Origin of the sequence: Massilia sp., assembly GCF_046293535.1 — a bacterium.
GTDB lineage: Bacteria > Pseudomonadota > Gammaproteobacteria > Burkholderiales > Burkholderiaceae_D > Telluria.
Genome location: NZ_JBKBOV010000008.1, coordinates 24,990 through 50,559 on the forward strand (window position 1 = coordinate 24,990; position 25,570 = coordinate 50,559).

Annotated in this window: 21 protein-coding genes; 3 read left to right on the forward strand and 18 right to left on the reverse strand. The window is 65.3% G+C overall.

Annotated features, from left to right (window positions below):
* The first annotated feature begins 152 nt into the window (after window positions 1-152).
* Entirely contained in the window at window positions 153-1,211 is a 1,059-nt protein-coding gene (locus ACK4S9_RS06510) for a M35 family metallo-endopeptidase (RefSeq protein ID WP_409723122.1), read from the forward strand.
* A gap of 142 nt (window positions 1,212-1,353) precedes the next feature.
* Here the strand turns inward: ACK4S9_RS06510 and ACK4S9_RS06515 are convergent, their stop codons facing one another.
* From ACK4S9_RS06515 to ACK4S9_RS06575, 13 genes are all read right to left on the reverse strand, one after another.
* A complete protein-coding gene (locus ACK4S9_RS06515; RefSeq protein WP_409723125.1) occupies window positions 1,354-1,860 on the reverse strand; it encodes a hypothetical protein in 507 nt (168 codons plus the stop codon).
* Window positions 1,861-1,921: 61 nt separating this feature from the next.
* Entirely contained in the window at window positions 1,922-2,674 is a 753-nt protein-coding gene (gene motD, locus ACK4S9_RS06520; RefSeq protein ID WP_409723128.1) for a flagellar motor protein MotD, read from the reverse strand.
* 9 nt (window positions 2,675-2,683) lie between these two features.
* Complete coding sequence (locus ACK4S9_RS06525) at window positions 2,684-3,427, reverse strand: flagellar motor protein (protein WP_409723130.1); 744 nt, start codon at window positions 3,425-3,427, stop codon at window positions 2,684-2,686.
* Complete coding sequence (locus ACK4S9_RS06530) at window positions 3,409-4,146, reverse strand: RNA polymerase sigma factor FliA (protein WP_409723133.1); 738 nt, start codon at window positions 4,144-4,146, stop codon at window positions 3,409-3,411. Before ACK4S9_RS06530 ends, ACK4S9_RS06525 begins: the two co-directional genes overlap by 19 nt.
* Before the next feature lie 23 nt (window positions 4,147-4,169).
* Window positions 4,170-4,976, reverse strand: a complete 807-nt coding sequence (locus ACK4S9_RS06535) for a MinD/ParA family protein (RefSeq protein ID WP_409723136.1) — start codon at window positions 4,974-4,976, stop codon at window positions 4,170-4,172.
* Window positions 4,969-6,420 (reverse strand): flagellar biosynthesis protein FlhF, encoded by a 1,452-nt coding sequence (gene flhF / locus ACK4S9_RS06540; RefSeq protein WP_409723139.1) that lies wholly within the window; start codon window positions 6,418-6,420, stop codon window positions 4,969-4,971. The genes ACK4S9_RS06535 and flhF overlap by 8 nt, the downstream gene beginning before the upstream one ends.
* Before the next feature lie 320 nt (window positions 6,421-6,740).
* The gene (flhA, locus tag ACK4S9_RS06545) at window positions 6,741-8,861 is read right to left on the reverse strand and encodes a flagellar biosynthesis protein FlhA (protein WP_409723142.1); all 2,121 of its coding nucleotides are present in this window, start codon (window positions 8,859-8,861) and stop codon (window positions 6,741-6,743) included.
* Complete coding sequence (flhB, locus tag ACK4S9_RS06550; RefSeq protein WP_409723145.1) at window positions 8,861-10,051, reverse strand: flagellar biosynthesis protein FlhB; 1,191 nt, start codon at window positions 10,049-10,051, stop codon at window positions 8,861-8,863. Before flhB ends, flhA begins: the two co-directional genes overlap by 1 nt.
* Before the next feature lie 187 nt (window positions 10,052-10,238).
* Complete coding sequence (gene rfbC, locus ACK4S9_RS06555) at window positions 10,239-10,784, reverse strand: dTDP-4-dehydrorhamnose 3,5-epimerase (RefSeq protein WP_409723148.1); 546 nt, start codon at window positions 10,782-10,784, stop codon at window positions 10,239-10,241.
* The gene (gene rfbA / locus ACK4S9_RS06560) at window positions 10,781-11,677 is read right to left on the reverse strand and encodes a glucose-1-phosphate thymidylyltransferase RfbA (protein ID WP_409723150.1); all 897 of its coding nucleotides are present in this window, start codon (window positions 11,675-11,677) and stop codon (window positions 10,781-10,783) included. Before rfbA ends, rfbC begins: the two co-directional genes overlap by 4 nt.
* Window positions 11,678-11,685: 8 nt before the next feature.
* Window positions 11,686-12,603 (reverse strand): dTDP-4-dehydrorhamnose reductase, encoded by a 918-nt coding sequence (rfbD, locus tag ACK4S9_RS06565; protein ID WP_409723153.1) that lies wholly within the window; start codon window positions 12,601-12,603, stop codon window positions 11,686-11,688.
* Window positions 12,600-13,676, reverse strand: a complete 1,077-nt coding sequence (gene rfbB, locus ACK4S9_RS06570; protein ID WP_409723156.1) for a dTDP-glucose 4,6-dehydratase — start codon at window positions 13,674-13,676, stop codon at window positions 12,600-12,602. Before rfbB ends, rfbD begins: the two co-directional genes overlap by 4 nt.
* A gap of 75 nt (window positions 13,677-13,751) precedes the next feature.
* Entirely contained in the window at window positions 13,752-14,903 is a 1,152-nt protein-coding gene (locus ACK4S9_RS06575) for an MraY family glycosyltransferase (RefSeq protein ID WP_409723159.1), read from the reverse strand.
* Between the two features lie 249 nt (window positions 14,904-15,152).
* Here ACK4S9_RS06575 and ACK4S9_RS06580 point away from each other — a divergent pair, with 249 nt between their 5' ends.
* Window positions 15,153-16,343: a hypothetical protein gene (locus tag ACK4S9_RS06580; protein WP_409723161.1), complete on the forward strand. Its 1,191-nt coding sequence runs from the start codon at window positions 15,153-15,155 to the stop codon at window positions 16,341-16,343.
* A 133-nt stretch (window positions 16,344-16,476) separates the two neighbouring features.
* Here ACK4S9_RS06580 and ACK4S9_RS06585 read toward each other — a convergent pair whose 3' ends face one another.
* From ACK4S9_RS06585 to ACK4S9_RS06605, 5 genes are all read right to left on the reverse strand, one after another.
* Window positions 16,477-17,463, reverse strand: coding sequence for a fumarylacetoacetate hydrolase family protein (locus tag ACK4S9_RS06585; RefSeq protein WP_409723164.1), 987 nt, complete (start codon window positions 17,461-17,463; stop codon window positions 16,477-16,479).
* Between the two features lie 44 nt (window positions 17,464-17,507).
* Window positions 17,508-18,611 (reverse strand): phospholipase A, encoded by a 1,104-nt coding sequence (locus ACK4S9_RS06590; RefSeq protein ID WP_409723167.1) that lies wholly within the window; start codon window positions 18,609-18,611, stop codon window positions 17,508-17,510.
* Between the two features lie 246 nt (window positions 18,612-18,857).
* The gene (locus ACK4S9_RS06595; RefSeq protein ID WP_409723170.1) at window positions 18,858-19,871 is read right to left on the reverse strand and encodes a cupin-like domain-containing protein; all 1,014 of its coding nucleotides are present in this window, start codon (window positions 19,869-19,871) and stop codon (window positions 18,858-18,860) included.
* Window positions 19,861-20,565 (reverse strand): SapC family protein, encoded by a 705-nt coding sequence (locus ACK4S9_RS06600; protein WP_409723173.1) that lies wholly within the window; start codon window positions 20,563-20,565, stop codon window positions 19,861-19,863. Before ACK4S9_RS06600 ends, ACK4S9_RS06595 begins: the two co-directional genes overlap by 11 nt.
* Before the next feature lie 113 nt (window positions 20,566-20,678).
* Complete coding sequence (locus ACK4S9_RS06605; protein WP_409723175.1) at window positions 20,679-23,696, reverse strand: TonB-dependent receptor; 3,018 nt, start codon at window positions 23,694-23,696, stop codon at window positions 20,679-20,681.
* 495 nt (window positions 23,697-24,191) lie between these two features.
* Here ACK4S9_RS06605 and ACK4S9_RS06610 point away from each other — a divergent pair, with 495 nt between their 5' ends.
* The gene (locus ACK4S9_RS06610; RefSeq protein ID WP_409723178.1) at window positions 24,192-25,490 is read left to right on the forward strand and encodes an ROK family protein; all 1,299 of its coding nucleotides are present in this window, start codon (window positions 24,192-24,194) and stop codon (window positions 25,488-25,490) included.
* Window positions 25,491-25,570 lie beyond the last annotated feature (80 nt).

Genomic DNA, 25,570 nt, shown 5'->3' on the forward strand with positions numbered 1-25,570 from the left:
AGCAAATAATCACAGATCATCACATCTGTTGTTAATCGGCCATACGCGGACGATGGTTTGTTGCCCGCAGTAAATAGTTTCTTGGGATTACTCAAGATGTGGTCGCGCCGCCGGCGCACAGTAGGCTCCATCCCATCTGCAAGGAGCCCGCCATGCACCCCCCATCCCTGCTGCGCCCGCTGCTATCCGTGACGCTGGCCCTGGCCGCCTGGCCGGCTCCGGCGCAGGACGTGCAGGTCACCGTCCAGCCCACGCGTGAAAAATTCGCACGCAGCGACGAGGTGCTGGTACGCGTCACCTTGCACAACCGCAGCGCCGCGCCGCAGTTCCTGCTCAAGTGGCACACCCCGGTGGAAGGCGTGCAGGCGCCGCTGTTCGAGGTGCTGCGCGACGGCCAGCCGGTCCGCTACCTCGGCATCAAGGCCAAGCGCCCTGCCCCCGGCCCGGGCGACTACCTGCGGCTGGAACCGGGGCCCTCGCTCGCCAGCACGGTCGAGCTGTCGGCGCTGTACGAGATGAACGTGACCGGTCCCTACCAGCTGCGCTACCGCACCGCCTCGGGCAATCTGTTCGCCGCGTCGGGAATACGCCCGGTGGCGGGCGCGCTGGCTTCCAGCCAGGTCGGGATCTGGATAGACGCCCGCCTGCCGCGCGGCGCCACGGCGCCGGCCAGGCAGGTCGCGGCCGGCGCCGGACTGGAATTCAGCAAGTGCTCGAACGCCCAGCAGGAGCAGCTGGCGGCGGCCGTGGACGCGGGCAAGGCGATGACGGTCGACGCCCACAACTACCTGGCGGCAGGCAGCGCGGGCGCGCAGTACGGCGCGCGCTACGGCACCTGGTTCGGCGCCCCCGATGCCGGCCGCGCCGCCACCGTGAACACCAATTTCACGGCCATCCGCGACGCCTTCGAGACCAAGCCCTTGAAGATCGACTGCGGCTGCAACGAAAACTACTTCGCCTATGTCTACCCGGCCCAGCCCTACACGGTCTACGTCTGCAAGGCCTTCTGGAGCGCGCCCCTGACGGGTACCGACTCGCGCGGCGGCACCCTGCTGCACGAACTGAGCCACTTCGACGTGGTCGCCGCCACCGACGACCACGTGTACGGCCAGCAGGGAGCGGCCGAACTGGCGCGGAGCGACCCGGCACGCGCGGTCAACAACGCCGACTCGCACGAGTATTTTGGGGAAAACACGCCGGCGCAGAACTGAGTGGAATGTAGGGTGGGCGGCTTTGCCGCCCACGCGTTCAACTTACGGTTGCACTGTAGCGACACGTTCTTCAGTTGAACGCGTGGGCGGGAAGACCCGCCCACCCTACAACGACAAAAGGGCCGGCATTGCCGGCGCTTTTTCATTGGCTGAAGCTGAACTTCACCGGCGTGGCCGGACTGTGTTGAATGGCATCGAGCTGGCCGACATCCGCCAGCCACGGCCCGTCGTAACGAATCTCGTAGCTCTGCCGGCCCTTCCTGAACGCGTACGATGGCGTGATGTCGATGGTGTTCATGTGCATCGTGTGCGGGGCCACTTCCTGCCAGTCCTGCGCCGTCAAGGCGCCGCGCTTGACCATCATGCCGGTGTAGTCGACCGGCTTGCCCGCTTTGCCTCCCTGGACTTCCCGCACGTCGAAGCGGCGGCCGGTGATCTCGTCGCCGGCAGCGACTTCGCGCGGGATGTAGATCGCGGTGTCGCCGCGGTTCTCGACCAGCAGCCGCACCCTCACCTTGCCGCCGCCGGTCTCGACTTCGAGCTGGTGGCGCACCTGTTCTCCCTGCTCCTGGGCGCCGACCACGCCGGCCGCGCTCACCAGGCCACCCAGGACCAGCAAGGCCGGCGGCAAAAAGCGTTTGACATGCATTCTTTCTCCTTGAAATATTCTTTCAAAAGAATTGCAGAAACGAAATATTATTTCAATGCTTTTATTGTACGCCGACCGGCAGCGGTTCCGGCACCGAGGCCAGGATCATCACCGCCACACGCCGGTTGCGCGCCTGGTTGGCGGGCGTGTCGTTCGGCGCCACCGGGCGCGTGGCGCCATGGCCGATGGCCGACAGGCGCAGGTCCTGCACGCCGCTCTCGATGAACAGGCGCACCACGCTGGCCGCGCGCACCGCCGACAGTTCCCAATTGGAGGCGAAGCGCTCATTGGTGATCGGCAGGTTGTCGGTATGGCCCTCGACTTCGATGCGCTGCGGCGCATCCTTCAAGAGGCCCGCCACCGCGCCCAGCACCTCGCGCGCTTCCTGCTGCAGGGTCGCCTCGCCCTGCGCGAACAGCACGCTCGCATTGAGTTCGATGCCGATGCCGCGCGCGTTCTGCGTCACCCGCACCTGGCCCGATTTCACCAGCGGCATCAGGGTGGCCGTCAGGTCCCGGGCCAGCACTTCCATGCGCTCGCGCTCGCGCCGCGCGGCCTCCTGGCGCTTGCGGTTGACGATGTGCGACAGCGGCAGCACCGGTTCGACGCTGGTGTGCGCCTGCGGCGCCACGCTGCGCCCGCCGAAGGCGTCGCCCAGGGCTTCGGACAGCACCGCATACTTGCCTTCGTTGACGATCGAGATCGCGTACATGACGACGAAGAAGGCGAACAGCAGCGTGATGAAATCGGCGTAGGAGATCAGCCAGCGCTCGTGGTTTTCCTGCGCTCCGTCGTCGTAGCGTTTGCGCGCCATGTCGTGGCCCTAGTGGCGCGTGAGCAGGCTCGCCACCCGTTCGTCGACCACGCGGGTGTGGTCGCCGGTGGCGAGGTCGTGGAAGACTTCGGCGAGGATCTCGTACTGGGCCACCTTGTCGCTGACGATGGCTTTCAGTTTGTTCCCGACCGGATGGAAGAACAGGTTGGCCAGTCCCACGCCGTACACGGTGGAGACGAAGGCGACCGCGATGCCCGAGCCCAGGCGCGACGGATCCGACAGGTTTTCCATCACGTGGATCAGGCCCAGCACCGCGCCCAGGATGCCGATGGTGGGCGCATAGCCGGCCGCCGACTCCCAGATGCGCGCCGCCTGGCGCTGCGAGAATTCGTAGGCGTTGATCTCGTTCTCGAGCAGGCTGCGCAGCTTGTCGGGCTGGATGCCGTCGACCACCAGGCGCAGGCCCTTCTGGACGAATTTATCCTTGGTGCCCATGTACTGCTCGAGCGAGAGCAGGCCGTCGCGCCGCGCCGACAGGCTCCACAGCGCGATCTCGCGCGAAAGCAGCTCACGCGTGGACTTGGGCGGCACGAAGACCCAGCGCAGCATGCGCAGGCCCAGCATGAAGCTGCGCCGCTCGCTCTGCAGCAGGGTGGCGCCGAAGGTGCCAATCACCACGATGGCAAAGGCGGACGGATGGATCAGCGAAGCGAACTTGCCGCCGTCCAGCGTATGGCCGATGAAGATGCCCGCAATCGCGAGCACCAGGCCGGCTACGCTGGCCCAGTCCACAATTGCTCCCGCAGCGTGGCACGTAGGCGCGACACGGCCTGGGTGTGCAGCTGCGACACCCGCGACTCGCTCACGCCCATGACGGCGCCGATCTCCTTCAGGTTGAGTTCTTCCTCGTAGTAGAGGCCCATCAGCATCTTCTCGCGCGGCGGCAGGTTGTCGATGGCGTCGATGACGGCCTGGCGGAAGCCCGTATCGAGCAGGCTGCGCAGCGGATCGCTGTCGTCCACCGCATAGCGGTCGAGGAAGCTGTCGCTGCCCCCGTCCTCGCCCTGGTCGTGGAAGTCTTCGTAGTACAGCAGCTGGTGGCCGCCGCCGTCGCCCAGCATCTCCTGGTAGTCGGCGAGCGACATCTTGAGCGACTTGGCGATCTCGGATTCGCTGGCCGGACGGCCCAGGCGCTGCTGCAGCGCCTCCATCGCGGCCTCGACCTTGCGCATGTTCTGGCGCGTGGAACGCGGCATCCAGTCGCTGTTGCGCAGTTCGTCGAGCATGGCGCCGCGGATGCGCAGCACCGCATAGGTCTCGAACTGGGCGCCGTGGTTGTCTTCGTAGCGGTTGATCGCGTCGAGCAGGCCCATCATGCCGGCCTGGACCAGGTCATCGACTTCCACCGAAGGCGGCAGCTTGGCCTTCATGTGGTGGGCAAGGCGCTTCACCAACGGCATGTGCTCCGTCAGCAAATGGTTCTTGTCCGCTTTCCCTTTGACCGTGTACATGCGTTCTGCTTTTCTCTTCTTCTCTAGGTACGTCCCATGCCCGGCATCGCGTGCAGCGCGAACTTGCCCGCCAGGCGCCGGAACGCGACCGAGGCCCCCGCCAGCGGGAAGGCATCGACCACCGCCCGGCCCAGGCGCGCGGCCCGGTGCAGGTACTCGTCGGCCGGCACCGAGCCCATCGAGCTCAGGCTGACCGCCAGGTAACGTGTTGCCGCAGCAGACATATTATCGTATACCACCTTGGCCTCGGCCTCCGTCGCGCCGGTCACCAGGATGCCGAAGGGACGGCGGCCCAGCTGCTGGGCCAGGCGCTTGATCAGCGCGTAGGCATTCGTGATCGAGGCGGCGGAGGTACCGACCTGCACCACGATCTCGGAACTGGCCATCAGCGGCAGCGGAAACTCGCCGCCTGGTCCCAGTTCGCCGTCGACCATCACGATGCCGGCCTGCGCCACCAGCACGTCGAAGGTCTTGGCCAGGCGGCGCGCATCGTCGTTTGCCGTCATTCCGGCGGGGCCTTTCAGCGTCACCACAGAAAATCCTTGCGGCACCTGGTGGATGACCTGGTTCAGGCCAACCTCCTGGCGCGCCACCGCCGCCAGGGTGGCGGCGCGGTTCAGGCCCAGGCGGCGCGCCACGCCGTAGTCGCGTTCGCAGGCGTCGACGATCAGCACGTCGTTGCCCAACTGGGCCAGCGAGGCGCCCAGGTTGACCAGCATGGCGCCCTTGTCGTCTTCAGGCGTGGCGGACAAGAACGTGACGATGCGCGGGCGCGGGCCCTGCAGCATCCGGCGCAGGCCTTCGGCTTGGTCGAAATCGAAACTAGCCAAGGTGCACCTCGCGCAGTGAACGGTCCTGGCCGGCCGCGGCCATCATCATCGGCAGGTCGGCGTCGCCGAACTGGGCGGAGGCGGCGCGGTTGTTACGGAAGGCGCGGTCGACCAGCATGGCGCGGTCGGCCAGGTGCAGGTCTTCCGGCACGCGCTGGCCGTTCGAGATGTAGTGCAGGTTGAGCTTCTGGCGGATCACGACGTCGAGCACGTTGCCGATCGAGGCGGCTTCGTCCAGCTTGGTCATGATGCAGCCGGCCAGGCTAGAACCCTGGTAGGCGCGCACCACTTCGTTCAGGGTCTCGTTGGTGGAGGTCGCGTTCAGGCACAGCAGGCGCTTCACGTCGGCGCCGGATTCGCTCAGCATGGCCACCTGTTCCGTCACCATCTGGTCGCGCTGCGACATGCCGATGGTGTCGATCAGGACGGTATGCTTGTTGCGCAGTTCCTTCAGGGCGATGCGCAGGTCGGCTTCGTCTTTCACCGAATGCACCATCACGCCGAGGATCTTGCCGTAGATGCGCAGCTGCTCATGGCCGCCGATACGGTAGGCGTCGGTGGTGATCAGGGCCAGCTTGTCCGGGCCGTGGCGCATCACGCAGCGCGCCGCCAATTTTGCGGTGGTGGTGGTCTTGCCGACGCCGGTCGGGCCGACCAGGGCGAACACGCCGCCGCGGTTCAAGAGATCGTCTTCGTTGGCGATGGTGGTGAGGTTGCGCGCCAGGACGGTCTTGATCCAGCGCAGGGCCTCGGCCGCATCCTTCGTGGCCGGCATCTTGTCGATCAGGTAGCGCGCCAGGGTCGCAGAAAAGCCGGCGGCCAGCATCTCGCGCAGCACGGTAGCCTTCTGCGGCTCGCGCTGGGCGGTGGCGTTCCAGGACAGCTCGGCCAGCTGGGTTTCCATCAGGCCGCGCATGGCGCGGATCTCGTTCATCATGCCGCTCATCTCAAGGGCGGCCGATTCCTTGGCCTGGGCGATGGCGGCGCTCATCATCTGGGTCATGGCGGCCATGTCGATGCCCGGTTCCGAGGCCGGGGCGCGGCGGTTGACGTAGGTCGGCGGAATCTCGGCTTCGATGGCGGCTGCGGCTGGCGCTGCGCGGCGCTCGATGTACGGCTGGCCTGCGAAGGCGTCCAGTTTGGGGGCGGCGGCGCGCGGGGCCGGCTGGCGCGGCTCGGGTGCGGCGGGCGCGAAGGCGGCCGGGGCGCGGCTGAAGACCGGTTCGGGGTCGAAATCGCTGTCGAAGGCCTGGAAGCCCGGCGCCTGCGGCTCTTCGATGGCCGGGGAAGCCAATGCGGCGACGTCGTCGTTGTCCAGCGCGAGAATCTCGACCACGCCGTCGACCGGACGGTTGGAAAGGATGACCGCGTCAGGGCCGAGCGCCTCGCGCACCTTGCGCAAGGCGTCACGGGAAGTAGCCGCTGTAAATTTCTTCACGTTCATCGTTTCTCTCCGCACTTCGTTCGTACTGTTCTTTGCGTTGGGCACAATTGCCCGTCCATAGACAGCATTATTGGCGATGCCGTAAAGAAACCATCGGGGGAAAAGGGAGGGGAAAAAGGCTTATTTCAAAAGGCGGAGGTTTAGCACGAAAGATTCGTCAGGCGCCGAATGGCGCTGTGATGGCACGCGGCGCTACCAACGTCGCGCAACGCGGCATCATCCCCACATAACTAAGGTCATCCCGGCGCAGGCCGGGATCCAAGGCCGTTGAGGAGTTGATCTCGCCGACCCTCGGAGGCAAGACTAGCACTCTCCCTCACTTACATCGGCACACCCACCAGGCTGGTCACCCGGATCGTCTTGGTCTCCGGAATCTCGTTGTGCGACAGCACCTTCAACTGCGGCACCGCGCGGCGCAGGAAGCGCGACAGCAGCACGCGCAGCGGCGCCGGCACCAGCAGCACCGGACTCAGGCCCATCTGTTCCTGCTGGGCGGCCGCATTGGCTGCCTGCTGGGCGATGGTGTCGGCCAGGCCCGGTTCGATACCGGTGCCGTCGCCACCGGCCCCCATCGCCTGCATCAGGAGGCGCTCGAGGCGGTTGTCGAGGGTCATCACCGACAACTCGTTGGCGCCTGGGAACAACTGCTGCACGATCGCCCGGCCCAGCGCCACCCGCACCATGGCGGTCAGCTCGGCCGGATCCTGGGTCTGGCCCGCGTACTCCGACAGGCACTCGATGATGGTGCGCATGTCGCGGATGTGCACGCCTTCCAGCAACAGGTTCTGCAGCACTTTCTGCAGGGTCGACAGCGACACGACCTTCGGCACCAGGTCTTCCACCAGCTTCGGCGTCGCCTTGGCCAGGTGATCCAGCAGGTCCTGGACTTCCATGCGGCCCAGCAATTCGGAGGCGTGGGTCGTGATCAGGTGGTTCAGGTGGGTCGCCACCACGGTGCCGGCGTCGACCACGGTATAGCCCAGGCTCTGCGCCTCGTCGCGCAGGCTGGCGTCGATCCAGGTGGCCGGCAGGCCGAAGGCCGGATCGGTGGTCACCAGGCCCGGCAGGGTGCCGCTGGCCATGCCCGGGTTGATCGCCAGGAACTGGCCGTTGATCGCTTCGCCGGTGCCCACTTCCACGCCTTTGAGGGTGATGCGGTAGGCCGAGGGTTTCAGTTCCAAGTTGTCGCGGATGTGCACCGGCGGCGCCAGGAAGCCGACTTCCTGGGCGAACTTCTTGCGGATGCCCTTGATGCGCTTGAGCAGTTCGCCGCCCTGGGTCTTGTCGACCAGGGGAATCAGGCGGTAGCCCACTTCCAGCCCGAGGGTGTCGACCGCCATGACGTCCTGCCAGGTGGCTTCTTCCGACTCGGCCGGGGCGGTGGCGCCATTGGCCGCGGCCGCGGTGGCCGCGGCTTCCGCCGCCGCCGCTTCCTTGGCCGGCGCGTCCTTCTTGCGCTTGGCGATCAGCCAGCCGCCGCCGCACAGGACGCTGCCCAGCAGCAGGAAGATCAGGTTCGGCATGCCCGGGATCACGCCGAGCGCGAAAATGATGCCGCCGGTGATGTACAGGGCTTCCGGACGCGCGAACAGCTGGTTGGTGACCTGGCTGCTGATGTCGTCGTCGTTGGCCACGCGCGAGACCACCATACCGGCCGCGATCGAGATGATCAGCGAAGGAATCTGGGCGACCAAGCCGTCGCCGATGGCCAGCAGGGTGTACACCTCGGCAGCTTCGCCAAAGCTCAGGTCGTGCTGGACCACGCCGATGATCAGGCCGCCGATCACGTTGATCAGGGTGATCATGATGCCGGCGATGGCATCGCCCTTGACGTACTTGGAGGCACCGTCCATCGCGCCGTAGAACTCGGCTTCCTGCGCCACTTCGTTGCGGCGCTTGCGGGCGTCGGCTTCGCCGATCAGGCCGGCATTCAGGTCGGCGTCGATCGCCATCTGCTTGCCCGGCATCGCATCCAGGGCGAAGCGCGCGCCCACTTCGGCGATACGGCCCGCGCCCTTGGTCACGACCGTGAAGTTGATGATGGTCAGGATGACGAAGACGACGATACCGACCGTGAAGTTGCCACCGATAAGAAAGTGGCCGAAGGCTTCGACCACCTTGCCCGCGGCCGCGCCGCCAGTATGGCCCTCGGTCAGCACGATACGGGTGGAGGCGACGTTGAGCGCCAGGCGCAGCATCGTGGAGATCAGCAGGATGGCCGGGAAGGCCATGAAGTCGAGCGGCTTGACCGTGTACAGCGCGGTGAGCAGGACGATGACGGACAGCGCAATATTAAAGCTGAAGAACACGTCCAGCACGAAGGCCGGCAGCGGCAGGATCATCATCGCCAGCAGGATGACGATGAAGATCGGGGCGGCGAGCGCGCTGGCGCCCTTCGACGCGAGCCCGTTCGTCCATGCCGGCAGTTTGACGCTGTTCATTAATGCAATGCTCCGTTATTCGAATCCGTGTTTGCCGCGCCCGGTCCCTTGTAGGCCGGATCGTTCGGGTCCATCTCCGGCGGCACCGCCAGTTTCGTCGGACGATCCGGGTAGATGCCCTCGCCCTTCCTGTAGGCGCGCAGCTGGTAGACGTAGGCAAGCACTTCCGCCACGGCCGAGAACAGCTTCTCCGGGATCTCTTCGTCGATGTCGGTATGCTTGTAGAGCGCACGCGCCAGGGCCGGGGCTTCCAGCAGCGTCACCTTGTGTTCAAGGCCGAGCTCGCGGATCTTGGCTGCCACGTCGTCGATGCCCTTGGCCACCACCCGCGGCGCGCCCTTCTGGCCGTCGGCGTATTTGAGCGCCACCGCGTAATGGGTCGGGTTGGTGACGATCACATCCGCAGTGGGCACATTCTGCATCATGCGGCCGCGCGCCATTTCGCGCTGAATCTGGCGAATCCTGCCCTTAATCTGCGGATTACCGTCCGATTCCTTCGACTCCTGGATCATTTCCTGGCGCGTCATTTTCATCTTGTCGTGGTAGTGCCACAGCTGCCAGGGGCCGTCGATGGCGGCGATCACGCCCAGCGCGCCGGTAATGAACAGGAAGGCCTTGGCCACCAGTTCGCCCACGTGGGCGCTGCCGGCACCCAGCGGCTCGACCGCCAGGCCGATCAGCGCATCCTTCTGGCTCATGATGACCACCCAGGCCACGGCGCCGACCACCAGGGTCTTGGCGACGGCCTTCAGCAGTTCGATCAGGGCATTGGTGGAGAACATGTTGCCGATGCCCTTGATCGGGTCCAGCTTCATGAAGTTGGGCACGAAGGCCTTGGAAGAGAAATTCCAGCCGCCGATCAGGAGCGGCGAAGCGAGCGCCACCAGCATGATCAGGCCTGCCAGCGGCAGGCAGGCGATGATCACCGCCACCAGGTCGGCGGTGATGCGTTCGATCAGGACGTTGGGGTTGAAGACCTGGTCGCGGCTGAGCGAGAGGCCGGACTGCATGGCCTGCTCCAGCTTGCCGATCAGCGAGCCGCCCGTCATCCACAGGCCGGCGCCGGCGGTCATCAGGACGGTGAACGTGGCGATTTCGCGCGAACGGGGGACGTCGCCTTCTTCGCGGGCTTTCTCCAGTCTTCTGGGTGACGCTGGTTCTGTCTTTTCCGCGTCGCTGTCGTCCGCCATCCACCGCTCCTGTTAATTAATACATCCAAAACAGGATTATCTCAGGTGTTGCCGTGCGGCTATAAGTGAAACAGGAACGGAATCGCCCCTTATTTACGGAGACGCGGCGGGAGACCAGAACAGGCGGTTCGCCTGCTGGAGTCCCAAAATTGCCAAATAGTACCGACGACGCCCAATTACACACCGTTCAATCGTAGATCTCGGCCGAAGCGAACGGGTTGCCATGCTGATCACGCGCCGATAGCAAGGGAAGCCCGTCCAGCGGCCAAGGGATCCCCAGTTGCGGGTCGTTCCACGCAATGCAGCGCTCATGTTCCGGGAAGTAGTAGTCGGTTGACTTGTACACAAACTCCGCCATGTCGGACAGCGCTAGGAAGCCATGCGCGAAACCCGGCGGTATCCACATCTGCCTCTTGTTCCCGGCGCTTAAGACATTACCGACCCATCTGCCGAACGTCGACGAACTGCGGCGTAGATCCACTGCTACGTCGAACACGCTACCTGTGATCACGCGAACCAGCTTGCCTTGTGGATTCCTGATCTGGTAATGCAACCCGCGAAGCACATTGCGGGCCGACCTAGAATGGCTATCCTGTACGAAAGCAATCGGCGCCCCCACCATTTCTTCGAAGCGGTGCTGGTTGAAGCTTTCGAAGAAGAAACCGCGCTCGTCGCCATGGACCTGCGGTTCCAGCAACATCACCTCGGGAATGGCTTGGGGAATGGCGTTCATTGGAGCTGCACCGGTTCGGCAAGCAAGCGAGTCAGGTACTGGCCATAGCTATTATTCTGCATCGGCGCCGCCAGCTCCGCCAGCTGCGCTGCACTGATCCATCCCATGCGGTAGGCGATTTCTTCTGGGCAAGCCACTTTCAGACCCTGACGCCGCTCGATGGTGGCGATGAAGTGACTGGCGTCGAGGAGTGATTCGTGGGTGCCGGTGTCGAGCCAGGCATAGCCGCGGCGCAGGATCTCGACATGTAATCGTTTGAGTTGCATATAGATACGATTCATGTCCGTGATTTCGAGCTCACCGCGGGCCGAAGGCTTGAGCGAACGAGCGACGTCGACTGCTTCACCGTCATAGAAATACAGGCCCGTTACCGCATAGTTCGAACGCGGCGCTCGCGGCTTTTCCTCTACGCTGGTTGCGCGTCCTTCGGGATCAAATTCCACCACGCCATAGCGCTCTGGATCATGCACGTGGTAGGCAAATATGCTCGCACTGCTCCGGGCAGACACACGCCGCAGTAATGGCTGCAAGTCATGACCGTAGAAAATATTATCGCCTAGAACCAGCGCCGACGGACTGCCCGCCAGGAAGTCCGCCCCGACCAGATAGGCCTGGGCGATGCCGCCCGGGGTCGGCTGGACCGCATATGAGATGTTCAGGCCGAAGCGCGCCCCATCACCCAGCAATTGCGCGAAACGTGGTGTGTCCTGTGGCGTGGAGATGACGAGGATGTCCTGGATCCCCGCCAGCATCAGCGTGCTCAGCGGATAATAGATCATTGGCTTGTCGAATACCGGCATCAACTGTTTCGACACCGCCAGCGTCGCCGGATATAAACGCGTACCGCTGCCTCCAGCCAAGATAATACCTTTCCGCCTTGTAGATTCGTTCATGGCTTTCCTCATGGGTTGCCTCCCGCCACCAGTTCGGTGACCAGGCGGTTGACGTCGTCGCGCCACGCGGGCAGCGCCAGCCCGAAGCCGGCGCGGAATTTGCCGGTATCGAGCAGGGAATCAGGCGGGCGCGCAGCCGCTGCGCCCCACTCCGCCGCCGAGACCGGCTTGATCCGCTCGGGTGACAGGGTCAAGCGGGCGCCTTGCGCCAGCGCCAGTTCGACGACGTGGCGCGCATAGGTGTGCCAGGAAGTCCCGCCCGATGCAGTCACGTGGTAAGTGCCGGACAGCGTTTCTGCGCCACCACGCTCCATGGCGATGCGGTACAAGGCCAGCGCCGTGAGATCGGCGAGCAACCAGGCACTGGTTGGCGTACCGACCTGGTCGGCGACAACCTCGATTTGCCGGCGTTCTTTCGCCAGGCGCAGGATGGTCTTCGGGAAGTTCGCGCCATGCCGTCCATACACCCAACTGGTGCGCAGAACAAGATGACGTGCGCCACTTGCCCGGATGCGCTCCTCGCCGTCGAGCTTGGTACGCCCATAGACGGATAAGGGGGCGACCGTGTCGGTCTCGACATGGGCACCGCCCACGCCGCTACCACCCCTGCTACCGAACACGAAGTCGGTCGAGTAATGCACGATCCAGGCGCTACAGGCGCCGGCCGCCTGCGCCAGCACGCCAGGCGCCAGCGCATTGATGCGGTGAGCAACGGCCTCGTCGGTCTCGGCCCGGTCGACCGCAGTGTACGCGGCGGCATTGACGATGACGTCGGGCCGCTCGTCCAGCACCCGGCATCGCAAGGCATCGAGGTCGGCAAAGTCGGCCTCGCTCCGGCCAAGCGCGTGCAGTTCTCCCAGCGGCGCCAACGCACGCTGGAGCTCCCACCCGACCTGTCCGTCCTTACCAAACAAAAGTATCTTCATGGGGCACCGCGCTCGCTGGCGTAATGCTGCGCGACCCAGTCGCGGTAGGCGCCGCTCGTCACGCCCCGCACCCAGTCCCCGTGCGCCAGGTACCACACGACGGTCTTGCGGAGCCCGGTCTCGAACATCTCCGCCGGGCGCCAGCCGAGTTCGCGTTCCAGCTTCCCAGCGTCAACCGCGTAGCGCCGGTCATGGCCGGGACGGTCCTTCACAAAGCTGACCTGCGCCGCGTACGACAGGCCGTCCGGCCGCGGGCGCAGTTCGTCCAGGACGGCGCACACGGCATGCACGACGTCGATGTTCGCGACCTGGTTCGAACTACCGATGTTATAGGTCTCGCCCGGCCTGCCGGCTTCGAGCACGCGACGAAGCGCGCTGCAATGGTCGAGCACGTATAGCCAGTCGCGCACCTGTCGCCCATCGCCGTAGACCGGCAGGGGCTTGCCTGCAAGCGCATTGAAGATCACGAGCGGAATCAGCTTTTCCGGAAAGTGGAACGGGCCGTAATTGTTGGAACAGTTTGTGGTAAGTACAGGCAAACCATAGGTATGGTGCCAAGCCCGCACCAAGTGGTCCGAAGCGGCCTTGCTGGCCGAATAGGGACTGTTCGGCGCGTAGCGGTGCTCCTCGTCGGATGCCGCCGCGCCGGCATCGAGCGAGCCGTATACTTCGTCCGTCGAGACGTGCAGGAAACGAAAGGCCTGACGCCTGTCCTGGCCCAACTGGCCCCAGTAAAGCCTTACCGCTTCCAGCAAGCGGAAGGTACCGGCCACGTTGGTTTCGATAAAGGCCGCCGGGCCAGCGATCGAGCGGTCCACATGGCTTTCCGCCGCAAGGTTCAGAACTGCCCGGACCGAATGCGCGCGCAGCAGGCGCCCCACCAGCTCGCCGTCGCCGATATCGCCGCGCACGAAATGATGGCGCGGGTCGCCTTCGATGCCCGCAAGATTGTTCAGGTTGCCGGCATAGGTCAGCTTGTCGAGGTTGACTACTGGCTCGTCATGTTGCGCCAGCCAGTCGAGCACGAAGTTCGAACCAATGAAGCCGGCGCCACCGGTCACAAGGATGGTCATACTTTACCCGGGTAGTTGAATCTGGACATACGCCCCTGACCCGAATTATGTCGTGTTAGGCTTGTGGGGGGAAGCTCACAGCACGCGCTGGGCCAGCGGCCTATCCTGTTGCCCAAGTACGACGGCGCTCGGCGGATCGCTGCGCTTGATACGCCGCCGCCTTGCCCACCACGCCGAAACCACAAACGCATACACCGACAGGTACAGCAGGAAACTTGCCAGCACCCCCTGCAACAGCGCTTCCGGCACCGCCGCAAAGCGTACCGCCATCATGGCCGGCACCAGCGCCACCAGCCAGGACACTGGCGACACGCAGGCGTTGCGCAGCGGCGCCGGCAGCCCGCGCAGGAAGCGCGCAACGATCGCGGTCTTGACCAGGCTGTGCAAGTGCCAGCTGTCCGGGTGGCCCGGATGACGGCGGCACCACAGACGGCGCAGGATAGTGAACACGGTCTCGAACACCGGATAGCCGCAGGCGAGCAAGGGTGCCCAGGGCGACACCAGCGGATTGCGGTAGACCAGCATCACCGACAGCCAGGCCAGCAGGAAGCCGAGCAGGTAGGCGCCGCCATCGCCAAGGAACAGTTTACCGAAGGGGAAATTGACGACGAAGAAGCCGGCGGTCACGGCGCATATCACGAAGCACAGTTGTGCCAGGTTGGCGTCGCCGGCGTCTTGGGCGATGATGCCGAGCGCCGCCATACCGATCAGCACGGTGCCGCTGGCCAGACCGTTGAAGCCGTCGATGATATTGACCGCGTTGGCCACGCCGCCCACTGCGACGGCAGTGAACAGGACCGAGGCCGGCAACCAGGTGAGCATCATGTCGAGCGGGCCGATGCCGATGTGCAGCAGGGTAACGCCGGTCAGGCCCCAGCAGCACACGCCGCTGGCAATGGTGGCAATGAGGCGTGCGCGCACCGAGACCTTGCGCGTCAAGTCTTCGGCCAGGCCGAACACGAAGGCCGGCATGGCGGCCACCAGCACCGGCAGCAGCAGCTCCTGCTGCGCTTCGGGCAGGACGCCGAGCGACAGCCACAGGCCCAGCATGATGGCGGCGCCGCCGACGCGGGGCGTCGGGGTGATGTGGAACTTCTGCACACCGTGCGTCGCGTCCAGCGAATAGCGTCCGTGCCAGCGCGTCGTCAGGACGAGCAGCAGCGAACAGGCTAGCGATACGGCAAAGCCAAGCTCGAGGGCAGTCAATGGCAAATTAATAATACTCATAGAACCACTTTGTTAACTCGTCAATTCTATCGCATTTCTATTTAGCCAACGCCTAATCGTGTTACAGACTGTTTCCTTGCTAGACGCTGTAAGTGATTGATCTTTCAAGAGCAATCCGGCGATTTTAGGGAAGTTGACGTTCAACAATCAACCGCCCTGAAACTTCTCCTACTCTTTGCGGACAATTAGATACATCTTTATTTGTGGCAATTATCCTTGCTGAATAAACCCAAGGATTCGGGAGCCGGCATGACCTTTACCCGCGGTATCGACCGTTCTTCCTCTGTCCTCTTCCTTCATTTCATCCTGTTTTGCCTGTTACTTGCGGTCCCGGCAGAACGCGCGCACGGGCAATCCACCGCCGACCTGGCCGAGCTCCGCACCCGCCAACTCGAGGCCGAAGCACGCCAGGCCCTGGCCGAAGCCGAACGCGCCGAACTGCTGGCGCGCCTGCCGCCAGCCCAGTCCAAGCCGCTGACAGGCAACATCGACACCCGCCAGTTCGGCGCGGCCGGACTGGTGCGCGCCTTCGACCTGGCGCGCGAGCTTGCGGCAACCCTGTGTGCCCGCCTGCCTGCCGGACGCACCGCCGCGCTCTATGATCCGGCCACGAGCCAGGGCATGGTGGCGGCGCGCAGCGTCGACAGCGCCCTCACCCGCTTTTCCAGCGACATGGCCGAGCGCAACAAGGCCTTGCAGCGCTACCTCGACACCCAGCGCCCGCCGGGCTCCGGTGCGGCGGCCCTGCCGTTGGCCGTGCTCACCATCGTGCCGGCCACGGTGCGCGCGGGCGCCGACATCGCCGCCCTGCTGCGCAGCGACGTGAGCGCAACCGGGATCGGCTACGGCGAAGGGGCGCGCAGCCTGTTCGCCAGCGCCCTGGCGCAAACCTGCCCCGAGCGCATCAGCGGACTCGGGGGCGGCTACCTCGGCGAACTCGACTGGGCACGCTACGAAAAACTGCTGGGGCGCCTGAATGCCCTCGCCGTCCACCGCGCCGCCTACGCCCAGCGCATCGCCGAGCTGCAGGTGCTGCTCGATGCCGCCAAGGGCGAGCAGAAGAAGGAAATGGCGGCAGTCAGCCAGGCGGCGCTGGCGCAACTGAAAGTGGTGGATGCCTTCGTCGACTCGCTCAAGGCAGGCGAAGCCAGCGACAGGAGCCCGTTGTTCAATGCCGCGCGCTTCCTCGGCTATAGCGAGCGCACCGCCGGCAGCCTGGTGCTCGACGCCGAGCTGCGGCTGGAGGGTATGAGCATCGTGAAGGAAAACCTGTTCACCGGCCAGCACCTGCGCCTGTCGGGCGTGGCCTTCCTCTGGTACCGGCTGCACGAGCCGGACGGGCGGCTGCTGGCGGCGGAGACGCTGCGACGGATCAGCAGGCCGGTGGAAGTGGACTTGCGTGGAGAGGGGGCGCCGGATTCATTTTGGTCAAGCAAATAACCGGATTTCGTAGGGTGGGCGGGTCCCCCGCCCACGCGGCGATAGTTAGCGGAAAAAAACCGTACGCGATGATCTTGAAACTGGTTGAACGCGTGGGCAGGAAACCTGCCCACCCTACGAAAACCCAATCACATCAGCGCTCGAGCCGCTTCACCGCCTGCTCGATCGCCCCGAACACCGACTTGCCCTTCTCGTCCAGCATCTCGATCCGGATGGTGTCGCCAAAACGCATGAACTGCGTAACCGGCTCGCCGAACTCGATCATCTCCAGGCAGCGCTGCTCGGCGATGCAGGAATAACCCTTCGACGTATCCTTGTTCGACACCGTGCCCGAGCCGACGATGCTGCCGGCACGCACGTTGCGGCTCTTGGCCAGGTGCGCGATCAGCTGCGGGAAGTTGAAGACCATGTCCGTGCCGGCATCCGGCTGCCCGACCAGCCTGCCGTTCCAGCTTGATCTCAGCGGCAGGTGGACCTTGCCGCCGCGCCAGGCATCGCCCAGCTCGTCCGGCGTGACCGCCACCGGCGCGAAGCTGGTTGCCGGCTTCGACTGCAGGAAGCCGAAGCCCTTGGCCAGTTCGTCCGGAATCAAGTTGCGCAGCGAGACGTCGTTGGCCAGCATGAGCAGGCGGATCTGGCCGTGCGCCTCGTCGGGCGTGGCTCCCATGGGCACGTCGCCGGTGACCACCGCCACCTCGGCCTCGAAGTCGATGCCCCACTCTTCGTGCGCCAGCACGATGTCGTCCATTGGACCGATGAAGTCATCGCTGCCGCCCTGGTACATGAGCGGGTCTTCCCAGAACGAGGCCGGCATCTCGGCCTGGCGCGCCTTGCGCACCAGTTCGACGTGGTTGACATAGGCCGAGCCGTCGGCCCATTGGTAGGCGCGCGGCAGCGGCGACATGCATTTGGCCGGGTCGAAGTCGAAGGGGCGGCGGGTGTGCCCTTCGTTCAACAGCAGGTACAGGTCTGCCAGCTGGGGCGCGATGAAGGCCCAGTCGTCGAGCGCGGCCTGCAGGGTGGGCGCGATGCCGTCGGCGACGTGGGCGGTCTTCAGGTCGCGCGAGACGACCACCAGCATCCCGTCGCGGGTGCCGTCCTTGAGCGTGGCGAGTTTCATGGTGATAGCGGGCTCTGTTGGGAACCCGCCATTGTAGCGTCAGATCAGTATCGAACGACGACGCCGGCGCCGATGGTGCGCTGGAAGTAGTTGTAGTCGATCAGGCTCTGGCCATAGCCCGAGAACCAGTGCACATAGCCCTTGAGCGGGCCGGCCAGCGGGAAGGCCCAGCCGAGCTGGGTCGCGCCCTTGCTGGTCGAGAGGTTACGGCGCAGCATGGCGCTGAACTCGTGGCCGTCCATCCGGTAGGTGCCGGACAGTTCGGCGCGGCCCATGTAGTCGATGATGTCAGGGTTGTCGTCGTCCTCGAACCGCTCGTTCAGGCGCTTCCACACGCGCGCCGTCATCGAGAAGCGGCCGCGCTCGATGCCGACCTGGGCATAGATCCGGTTCCAGCTGCGCGACAGGGTCGAGGTCTGGCCGTTCGACTGGTGGACCAGGCCCAGGTTCAGGTACTTCAGGTTGGCGCCGAAAGCGCTGAAGTTCAGCGGCGTCACCACCATCACTTCCGGCTGGTAGTTGGTCTCGCGGAAGGGGCTGGAAGCCTCGCTGTTGTCGGCCTGCCAGAAGCTGTTCTGGGTGTAGGCAAACCAGACGTCGATCGGCAGCTCGAAGGCCGTCTCGACCGCCTTCATCTTGAAGCCGAGCTGGTACTGCAGTTCGGCGTGCGAGAGCTTGCCGGTGAAGTCGGCCGCGCGGAAGGGTTCGTAAGGCGCCTCGTTGGGACGGTAGGTACGGGTCGCGATCAGGTAGTTGGGCCGGTGCGGGCGGAATACGAAGATGCCGCGGCGGTGCTTCTCGTTCAGTTCCCAGTGCGAGTCCATGGTGTACTCGGCGGCCGCTTCCACCGCCGGATCGACCGAAGCGGCCGGGTTCGGCTGCGGCTTGGCCGGGAACGCGGTCGGCTGCTGGCCGGGAACGGCGGCGACCTCCGCTCCCTGGGCCGGCGCGGCAAGGACGGCGGGCGCGGCGGGCGTGGCGCCATGGGCTGCGGCCAGGCTGTCGAAACAGGCCAGGCGCTCTCTGGTGTCGACCAGCCTGGTGCAGTCGGCCAGTTGCTGGGTTACCGTTGGAGTCGCTTGTTGGGCGAAGGCGGGAGTGGCGAGCAGGACGGGCAGCAGGGCTGCGGGGATCTTCTTCAAATGCATGGGCTTTCTTTGGAAACGGCTGTGCGGGCGCGATGACAGGGGCCTAAGCGTGCCCATGACATGACGGATTGTCAACGCTAGTTTCGCGGAAAAGCCGGGATGATGGCGCACCGTTTGTAGGGTGGGCGGGGGAAAACAGTCCAGTGGACTGTTTTCCCGCCCACGCGGTGAGTGTTAGCAGCAAGATCATCCGGTACGAAAGCGGAGCCGTCAACGATCACCGCGTGGGCGGACAAGCCGCCCACCCTACCGGTTCAACCTGTTCAGCAGCTGGATGCGCAGCGCGCGGGCGCCATCCGCGTCCAGTGGCGCCAGCATCCGGCGCGCCCGGGGAGGAATATGGGCCGCCTCGCTACCGTCGCTTTCGAAGACGTAGTGGCGGAACAGCTCCTGCCAGGCACTTCGCTGGGCGGGCGGAAGCTCGCGCATGGTGAGCAGCGCCAGCATCAGGCTGCTTACCGGCGAATCCATGTGCGGCGCCGACTGGCGCCACCAGTAGTTGACCAGCGCATTGAAAGGCGCGAGCGCCTCGATGTGATGCCACCACATCGAAGGAATGAAGAGCGCGTCGCCCGGCCCCAGTTCGGCCGACCGGGCCTGCTCCATGGCCTGCGCGAAGCGCGGGAAGCGCTCCAGGTCGGGCTTGGCGAAATCGACCAGGCTGATCGCCTGCCCGGCCGGGGTGAAGTCGAGCGGCCCGATGTACAGGTTCGACACCTGCTCCGGCGGGAACAGCGTGAAGCGGCGCCGGCCCGCGGCCACGACCGCGATGTTGTCCGGCACGTCGTAGTGGGCGGCGATGCGCGAGCGGTTGCCGATCCAGATGCTCACCAGCGGCACGCGCCCGCCCAGGTCGAGGTCGTTCTCGGAACGGAAGCCAGGCAGGTAGTGGTCGATCATCGTGGAACCGACGTAGACCGAGGGCGGGCGCACGTCGTCCTTGTGGTCTTCCAGTTCTTCCAGCACCTTGTCGAGCGGCGCCTTGATGGCGGCGTAGTTGAAGCCGCTCAGGTCCTCGTTGTAGAAGTAGCGCCCCGCCATCTCGGGCGCGCCCAGGAAGGCCAGCACCTGTTCGCCGCGGTAGAAACGGCGCAGGTAGGCTCCCGCCTCCTGCTGCGAGTCGCACGCCTTGGCGACCATCGGCCAGCTTGACGCCAGCCCGCGCAGCACCACCGGTTCGGTCGAGGTGAGCAGCGCGTCGCTGAGCACGCCCGGCACGCTGCCGTCGAGCTCGCGGATCGGCGTGGGCTCAGGCAGCATGGCGGCGCTCCCTGCGTGCGATCAGGTCGCGGAAGTTGGAGAGCGAAGCCAGCGCCATGTAGATGGGCTCGAGGTGGCCGTCGCGGCTCAGGCGTTCGAGCGCGGCGCCCGGCAGCGCCTGCAGCCGCTCCTCGTTGATCGTATAAAAGCCCGTCAAGCGGTGCTGCGAGCCGTCGCTCAGTTCGATGTCGGCAACGAAGGATTCGAGCAGCGCGTGCTCTACCAGCGCGCCCACGAAAGCCGGCATGGCAAGCAAGCCCTGATGCAGGGTCAGCAGCACCGAATGGATGCGCTCCAGGTAGGGGCTGGTGCCGCCGTAGGGCAGGAACAGTTCCTGCCCCTCAGTCACGCTCACGCGCGGGTGCTTGACGTCGATGTGGATGTTCAGTTCGTCGCCATGGCGGCCGATCAGGAAGGGCCTGCGTTCGATGTTCAGCGGGACGTAGTGGGCGTCCCAGCCTTGCGGGCCGAGGAACAGGTTCTCGCCGCTTTCGAAGCCGAACAGTGCCAGCGCCTCGTAGCCGGCAGCGTCGCCGGTGGCGCGAAAGACGATCGGGTAATGGGCCTGGACCTGGCGGAACTCCTGCGGGAAGGTCAGGCTGAACATCACGTCGTCGCCCCAGGCGGCGCCGCGCTCGGGAATGACGCGCAGGTCCTTGTGCTCCAGGCTGTGCAGCAAAACGGATTGGCTCATGGTCTCCTCCGCCGTAAGTTTCGCATGGACAAAGCCATGCGTGTCAAAAAAACAGGCCGCACGAAGACGGCCTGTCGGAAAGGCGGCAGCGGGTGCCGCCCGGCACCAAGAACTTAGAACTTGTAGCGGGCGCCCACCATGTAGCGGCGGCCGCCGGTCGATACCTGCAGCACCTGCATCTCGGAGCGGCCATGGACGCGCTGGTTCGCGTCGTTGACGTTGATCGCCTCCAGCGACAGGCTCAGGTTCTTGTTGACGTTGTAGCCGATCGAGATGTCCAGCTGGCCGTAGGGCTCGACGTAGCTCGGGTTCGGCTTGCCGTTGTCGGCGGTCGAGGACAGGAAGCGGTCGCGCCAGTTGTAGGCTGCGCGCACCGACCAGTTCGTGTCTTCGTAGATGCCGACGATATTGGCCGAATCCGACAGGCCGACCAGGGCGAACTGGTTGCCCACGCCCAGGTCGTTATAGGTCAGGCCCGACTTCACGTAGGTGTAGTTGGCCTGGAAACCGAAGCCGTTGGCGAACATGTGCTGCCAGTTGACCTCCGCGCCCTTCAGGGTGTCGCCCTGCGAGTTGACCAGGGTCGACACCTGGTAAGGCAGCGCCGGATTGCCCGCGACCCCGGTGATCGTGCCCTGGGCCACGCCCGCCGAGTTGTCGCCGGTATAGGTCACGCCCGGCTGGCCGGCGAAGTTGCGCAGGATGTAGTTGCGGATGCAGATCCGGTTCGAGACCGAGCAGCCGGAGGCCACCGCCGCGTTCCAGTAGGCGCCGCCCACCGGCGTGGTCGCGGTCGGCGAGCCTTCGGTGATCACGGTCGAGCCCGTGTAGTCGGTGAGCTTCTTGTGGAACAGGCCCAGCGAGAGCATGCTCTGCTTGTTGTAGTACCACTCGGCGGACAGGTCCAGGTTCTTGGACTTGACCGGCTCCAGCGCCGGATTGCCGCGGCTGACCGTCACGCCGGTGACGCTGGCGGTGGTGCCGTAGGTGCTGCCGCCGGCGATCTGGTCGTAGCGCGGACGGCCGATCGACACGCCATAGCTGGCGCGCACTTTCATGTCGGAGCGCGGCTCGATGTCCCAGTCGATGCTCGGCAGGAAGTTGTTGTACTTGCCTTCCAGCGTCTCGAAGGTCTGCGAACCGAAGTCCACCGGCAGCTCGTTTTCCGAGATCCAGCGGATGCCGGTCGGCACCTTGGTCAGGCCGGTCGAGGCGACCCGGGTCTGCTCGTAGCGGAAGCCGATACCGGTGTGCATCGGCATCGCGGTATCCCAGTCGGTATTGAACTGCAGGTAGATCGACTTGGTCTTCTCGATCGTGGTGCGGTCGTAGGCCGGGTTGGCCAGGCTCGGGGTGTAGCCGGCGCGGTCGCCCGTGATCGCGATGGCGGCATTGCGCACCGCCTCGAAGTCGAACGGGTGGATCTGGGTGAACAGGGCCGGATTGTCGGCGCCGCCCAGCTTGCTGAAGTAGTTGCGCAGGTTATCCGCGTGCCACATGTTCTGGTCGTAGGCGTTCGAGGTGACCGGCACCGTGCCGCCCCAGGTATCGCGCTGCACCTGCTGGAAGATCGACTCGTTCTTGTTCTTGGTGAAGGCCGCGCCGAAGTTCAGGCCCGAGCTCTCGAACAGCTTCAGCTTGCCGCCCAGCTGGGCCTGGTCGAGCGTCATCTTGTTGCGGCCGTCCTGGAACCACGAGCCGGCGACCTGGTGCGGCCTGCCGACGAAGTCCGCGCCCTGGATCGACAGCACCGGCATCTCGCTGGTGAAGTCGGCGCGCGTCAGGCCGCGGCTGAAGCTGGCGGTGGCCAGGTCGTTGTTGAAGCCGTAGGGGCTGTCCGACTTCGCCTCGGCCACCGAGTGGTGGGCGTCGAAGCTCAGGGTCAGGTCGGGGGTGGCGCGCCACTGGGTGTTGAAGCCGAGCGAGTTCAGGGTCGACTTGCGGGCCGCGTCGCCGCCGTTCATCGAGATGTCCTGCGGGCTGGTGTAGCGCTCCTCGTAGTACAGCGGCGAGGACAGCGGGCCGCCGCTGAACTGGGCGCCCTGGATGTCCATGTTGTGGCCGAACCAGGCCGACAGCTCGCTGTAGCGGTGCTGGAGCTTGTTCTCGGCGTAGGTGTAGTCGAGGGTGGTGGTCAGTTCCTTGACCGGGCGGAACTGGAAGGTCAGCTGGCCGTTGGTGCGCTGGCGCTGGTAGCCGTTCATCTTGTACGACATGTTCTGCGGCGACAGGTACAGGTCGTTGCCGCTCGGCGAGTTCTTGATGTTGACGAAGTTCGGGTTGTTCGGCTGCGGGATCGCGCCGTCGCTGGTGTCGCCCATCTTGAACGGGCCCAGCCAGCCGTTGATGACGGCGGCCGTGTTGATGCCCATGTTGCGTTCCTGGTAGCTGGCGCTGGCGGACAGGCCGAACATGCCGTCGTTCCAGGTGTTGCTGTACAGGCCGGAGATTTCCGGGGTGGTGGAACGGCGCGCCTTGTTCTGGTCCGGCAGGTTGTCGTTCGAGGTGTCGTGCACGAGCTTGGCGCCGAAGCTGGCCTGCTTGCCCAGGTCGAGCGGACGGCCGGTCATGACGTTCAGGGTGGCGCCGATGCCGCCCGGGGTGACGTCGGCGCGCACGCTCTTGTACACCTGGATCTGCGAGACGGCTTCCGCGGCCAGGTTGCTGAAGTCGAATGCGCGGCCGGACTGGTCGCCCAGGTTCGCGGTCGGCATCTGGCGGCCGTTGAGCAGCACCAGGTTCAGGTCGGGGCCGACGCCGCGCACCGTGACCAGGGCGCCCTCGCCGCGGTTGCGGTCGATCGAGACGCCGCTGATGCGCTGCAGCGCTTCGGCCAGGTTGGTGTCGGGGAACTTGCCGATGTCGTCGGCGGCGATGCCGTCGACGAAACCGTCCGAATTGCGCTTCAGGTTCAGCGTCGACTGCATGCTGGCGCGGATACCCCTCACGACCACGGTGTTGGCGGCGCTCGGCGTGGCGGTGGTGGTGTTGGCCGGATCGGCCGCGTTGTTCGCTTCCTGGGCCTGGGCCTGGGCGCCCAGGGTGGCGAGCGCGCTTGCCACGGCAAGGGTGATCAGGCGATGCCTGGTGCCCGGATGGCGCGAAGTTGCCTTCTGTTGTTTGTGCAGCACTGTGTCTCCTCTCTTCTACAAATATGGCGCCGCACCCGGGTGGGAACGTGCCGCTGGTGGCGTTACTGAAAAACACCTGACTAAGACTTTGTAGTGGGGCCGGGTCCGTTGTGCCGCGTGCGAAAACTGGATCGCCTTGGCTTATTAATTGCCGCTCGGACTTTTTGTATTGACGAAAGGTTAAAGGGGATGTTTGAATTAGTCAATTCGTCGAACAAACGAAATAGCACATGGAAAGACCGGAAAATGCGTCCCGCATAGGCTTGGCGCGTCCGTTGAGGGAAGCGCAAAGGACTGTCCGACGCGTGCACGGACAAATTTATGAAATCGATTTCATAGGAAAATCAACGACTTCGCGTTTTTTGCGCAGCGCTGATATTTTTGCAAGGAGCTGGTTATACTTGCCATCTTCTGCCGGCCATGCATGCGCATAAGAATTTTTTTCTTTTGTTGCCGGTGTTGCATAATCATCACACTCAAACAGCTTATCGACCCATGCCCGTCACCGGTGACCACCAATTACTGAAGCAACTCAACCGGATGGCCCTGGTGCGGCAGGTCAGCACCCAGCCCGGGCTCTCGCGTGCCTCCCTGGCCGACGTGCTGGGGCTGACCAAGTCGACGGTCAGCATGCTGGTGCGCGACCTGATGGACGAAGGCTGGCTGACCGAGAGCGAGCTGATCGCCACCGGCGAAGTCGGCCGGCGCGCGACGCCGCTGCACCTCGATCCGAACCGCCTGGCCCTGCTCGGCGCGGAGATCGGCGTGGACGAAGCGCGCGTGCTCGCCACCAACCTCCTCGGCGAGGTGCTCGACACGCGCGTGGTCAGCTACGACGACAGCGCCGACCCGGCGTCCTGCATCAAGCTGGTGGCCGCCGGGCTGGTACGGCTGGCGCGCCGGCTCGGGCGGGCAACGGGCGCGGACGGCGCGCGCCAGGTGCTGGGCATCGGGGTCGGCCTGCACGGCGGGGTGGACGAGATGCTCGGGATACTGCGCTACGCGCCGCACATGGGCTGGCGCAACGTCGACGTGGACAGCCAGCTGCGCGCGCACTTCGCCGGCACGCCGCTGGACGCCCTGCCCCTGTACATGCAGAACGAAGCGAACGTCGCGGCCCTGGCCGAGTTCGAATTCACCGGGCAGTCGGGCACGGACCCGCTGGTCTACCTGTCGATCGGCTATGGCGTGGGCGCCGGGGTGATCGTCGGCGACAACCTGCTCACCGGCCTGAACGGGTTCGCGGGCGAGGTCGGGCATGCGATCCTGCAGGCCGACGGGCCGCGCTGCTCGTGCGGGCGCTGCGGCTGCGCCGACGCGCTGATCGGTCTGGCTTCATTGCTGGGCGCCGAGAAGCCGAGCCGGGCGGCGCTCGAGCGCCTGTTCGAGAAGGTGGCGCAGGGGCAGCAGCAGACCTGCGCGGCGGTGAGCGCGGCCGGCGAGCAGCTGGGGGTGCTGCTGAACAACCTGTGGGCCGCGTTCGATCCGATGGCGATCGTCATCGGCGGGCCGGCGCTCAGCCTGGGCGACACCCTGATCGCGCCGGCGCGCCGGGTGCTGGGCGGCTACGCGGATGCCGCGATGTTGACGGCGCCGGACATCCGCACCTCGCGCTTCGGCGCGGACGCGGTCGCGGTCGGCGCCGCGGCGCTGGCGCGCCACCGGCTCACCCGGCCGCTCGACCTGCAGAGCATGGCGCGGCGGGTGGACAAGGCGGGGCGCCAGGGGCGTGGATTGGGAATGGATCCAGTAGGGTGGACGGCTTCGCCGTCCGCGCGTTCGACTCCCGTTTGACTGGATGCGGCGCAACTATTCACGGACTGGTTGAACGCGCGGTCGGCAGAGCGTGATCTGGTCCACTGGACCAGATCACC

Coding starts and splice junctions, on each gene's coding strand:
- ACK4S9_RS06580 (WP_409723161.1), top strand. CDS start 15,153: ATGACCTTTACCCGCGGTATCGACCGTTCTTCCTCTGTCCTCTTCCTT.
- flhF (WP_409723139.1), bottom strand. CDS start 6,420: ATGAACGTGAAGAAATTTACAGCGGCTACTTCCCGTGACGCCTTGCGC.
- ACK4S9_RS06610 (WP_409723178.1), top strand. CDS start 24,192: ATGCCCGTCACCGGTGACCACCAATTACTGAAGCAACTCAACCGGATG.
- ACK4S9_RS06575 (WP_409723159.1), bottom strand. CDS start 14,903: ATGAGTATTATTAATTTGCCATTGACTGCCCTCGAGCTTGGCTTTGCC.
- rfbB (WP_409723156.1), bottom strand. CDS start 13,676: ATGACCATCCTTGTGACCGGTGGCGCCGGCTTCATTGGTTCGAACTTC.
- ACK4S9_RS06595 (WP_409723170.1), bottom strand. CDS start 19,871: ATGCTGCCTGAGCCCACGCCGATCCGCGAGCTCGACGGCAGCGTGCCG.
- ACK4S9_RS06600 (WP_409723173.1), bottom strand. CDS start 20,565: ATGAGCCAATCCGTTTTGCTGCACAGCCTGGAGCACAAGGACCTGCGC.
- ACK4S9_RS06515 (WP_409723125.1), bottom strand. CDS start 1,860: ATGCATGTCAAACGCTTTTTGCCGCCGGCCTTGCTGGTCCTGGGTGGC.
- flhB (WP_409723145.1), bottom strand. CDS start 10,051: ATGGCGGACGACAGCGACGCGGAAAAGACAGAACCAGCGTCACCCAGA.
- rfbA (WP_409723150.1), bottom strand. CDS start 11,677: ATGAACGAATCTACAAGGCGGAAAGGTATTATCTTGGCTGGAGGCAGC.
- ACK4S9_RS06590 (WP_409723167.1), bottom strand. CDS start 18,611: ATGCATTTGAAGAAGATCCCCGCAGCCCTGCTGCCCGTCCTGCTCGCC.
- motD (WP_409723128.1), bottom strand. CDS start 2,674: ATGGCGCGCAAACGCTACGACGACGGAGCGCAGGAAAACCACGAGCGC.
- rfbD (WP_409723153.1), bottom strand. CDS start 12,603: ATGAAGATACTTTTGTTTGGTAAGGACGGACAGGTCGGGTGGGAGCTC.
- ACK4S9_RS06530 (WP_409723133.1), bottom strand. CDS start 4,146: ATGTACACGGTCAAAGGGAAAGCGGACAAGAACCATTTGCTGACGGAG.
- ACK4S9_RS06510 (WP_409723122.1), top strand. CDS start 153: ATGCACCCCCCATCCCTGCTGCGCCCGCTGCTATCCGTGACGCTGGCC.
- flhA (WP_409723142.1), bottom strand. CDS start 8,861: ATGAACAGCGTCAAACTGCCGGCATGGACGAACGGGCTCGCGTCGAAG.
- ACK4S9_RS06585 (WP_409723164.1), bottom strand. CDS start 17,463: ATGAAACTCGCCACGCTCAAGGACGGCACCCGCGACGGGATGCTGGTG.
- rfbC (WP_409723148.1), bottom strand. CDS start 10,784: ATGAACGCCATTCCCCAAGCCATTCCCGAGGTGATGTTGCTGGAACCG.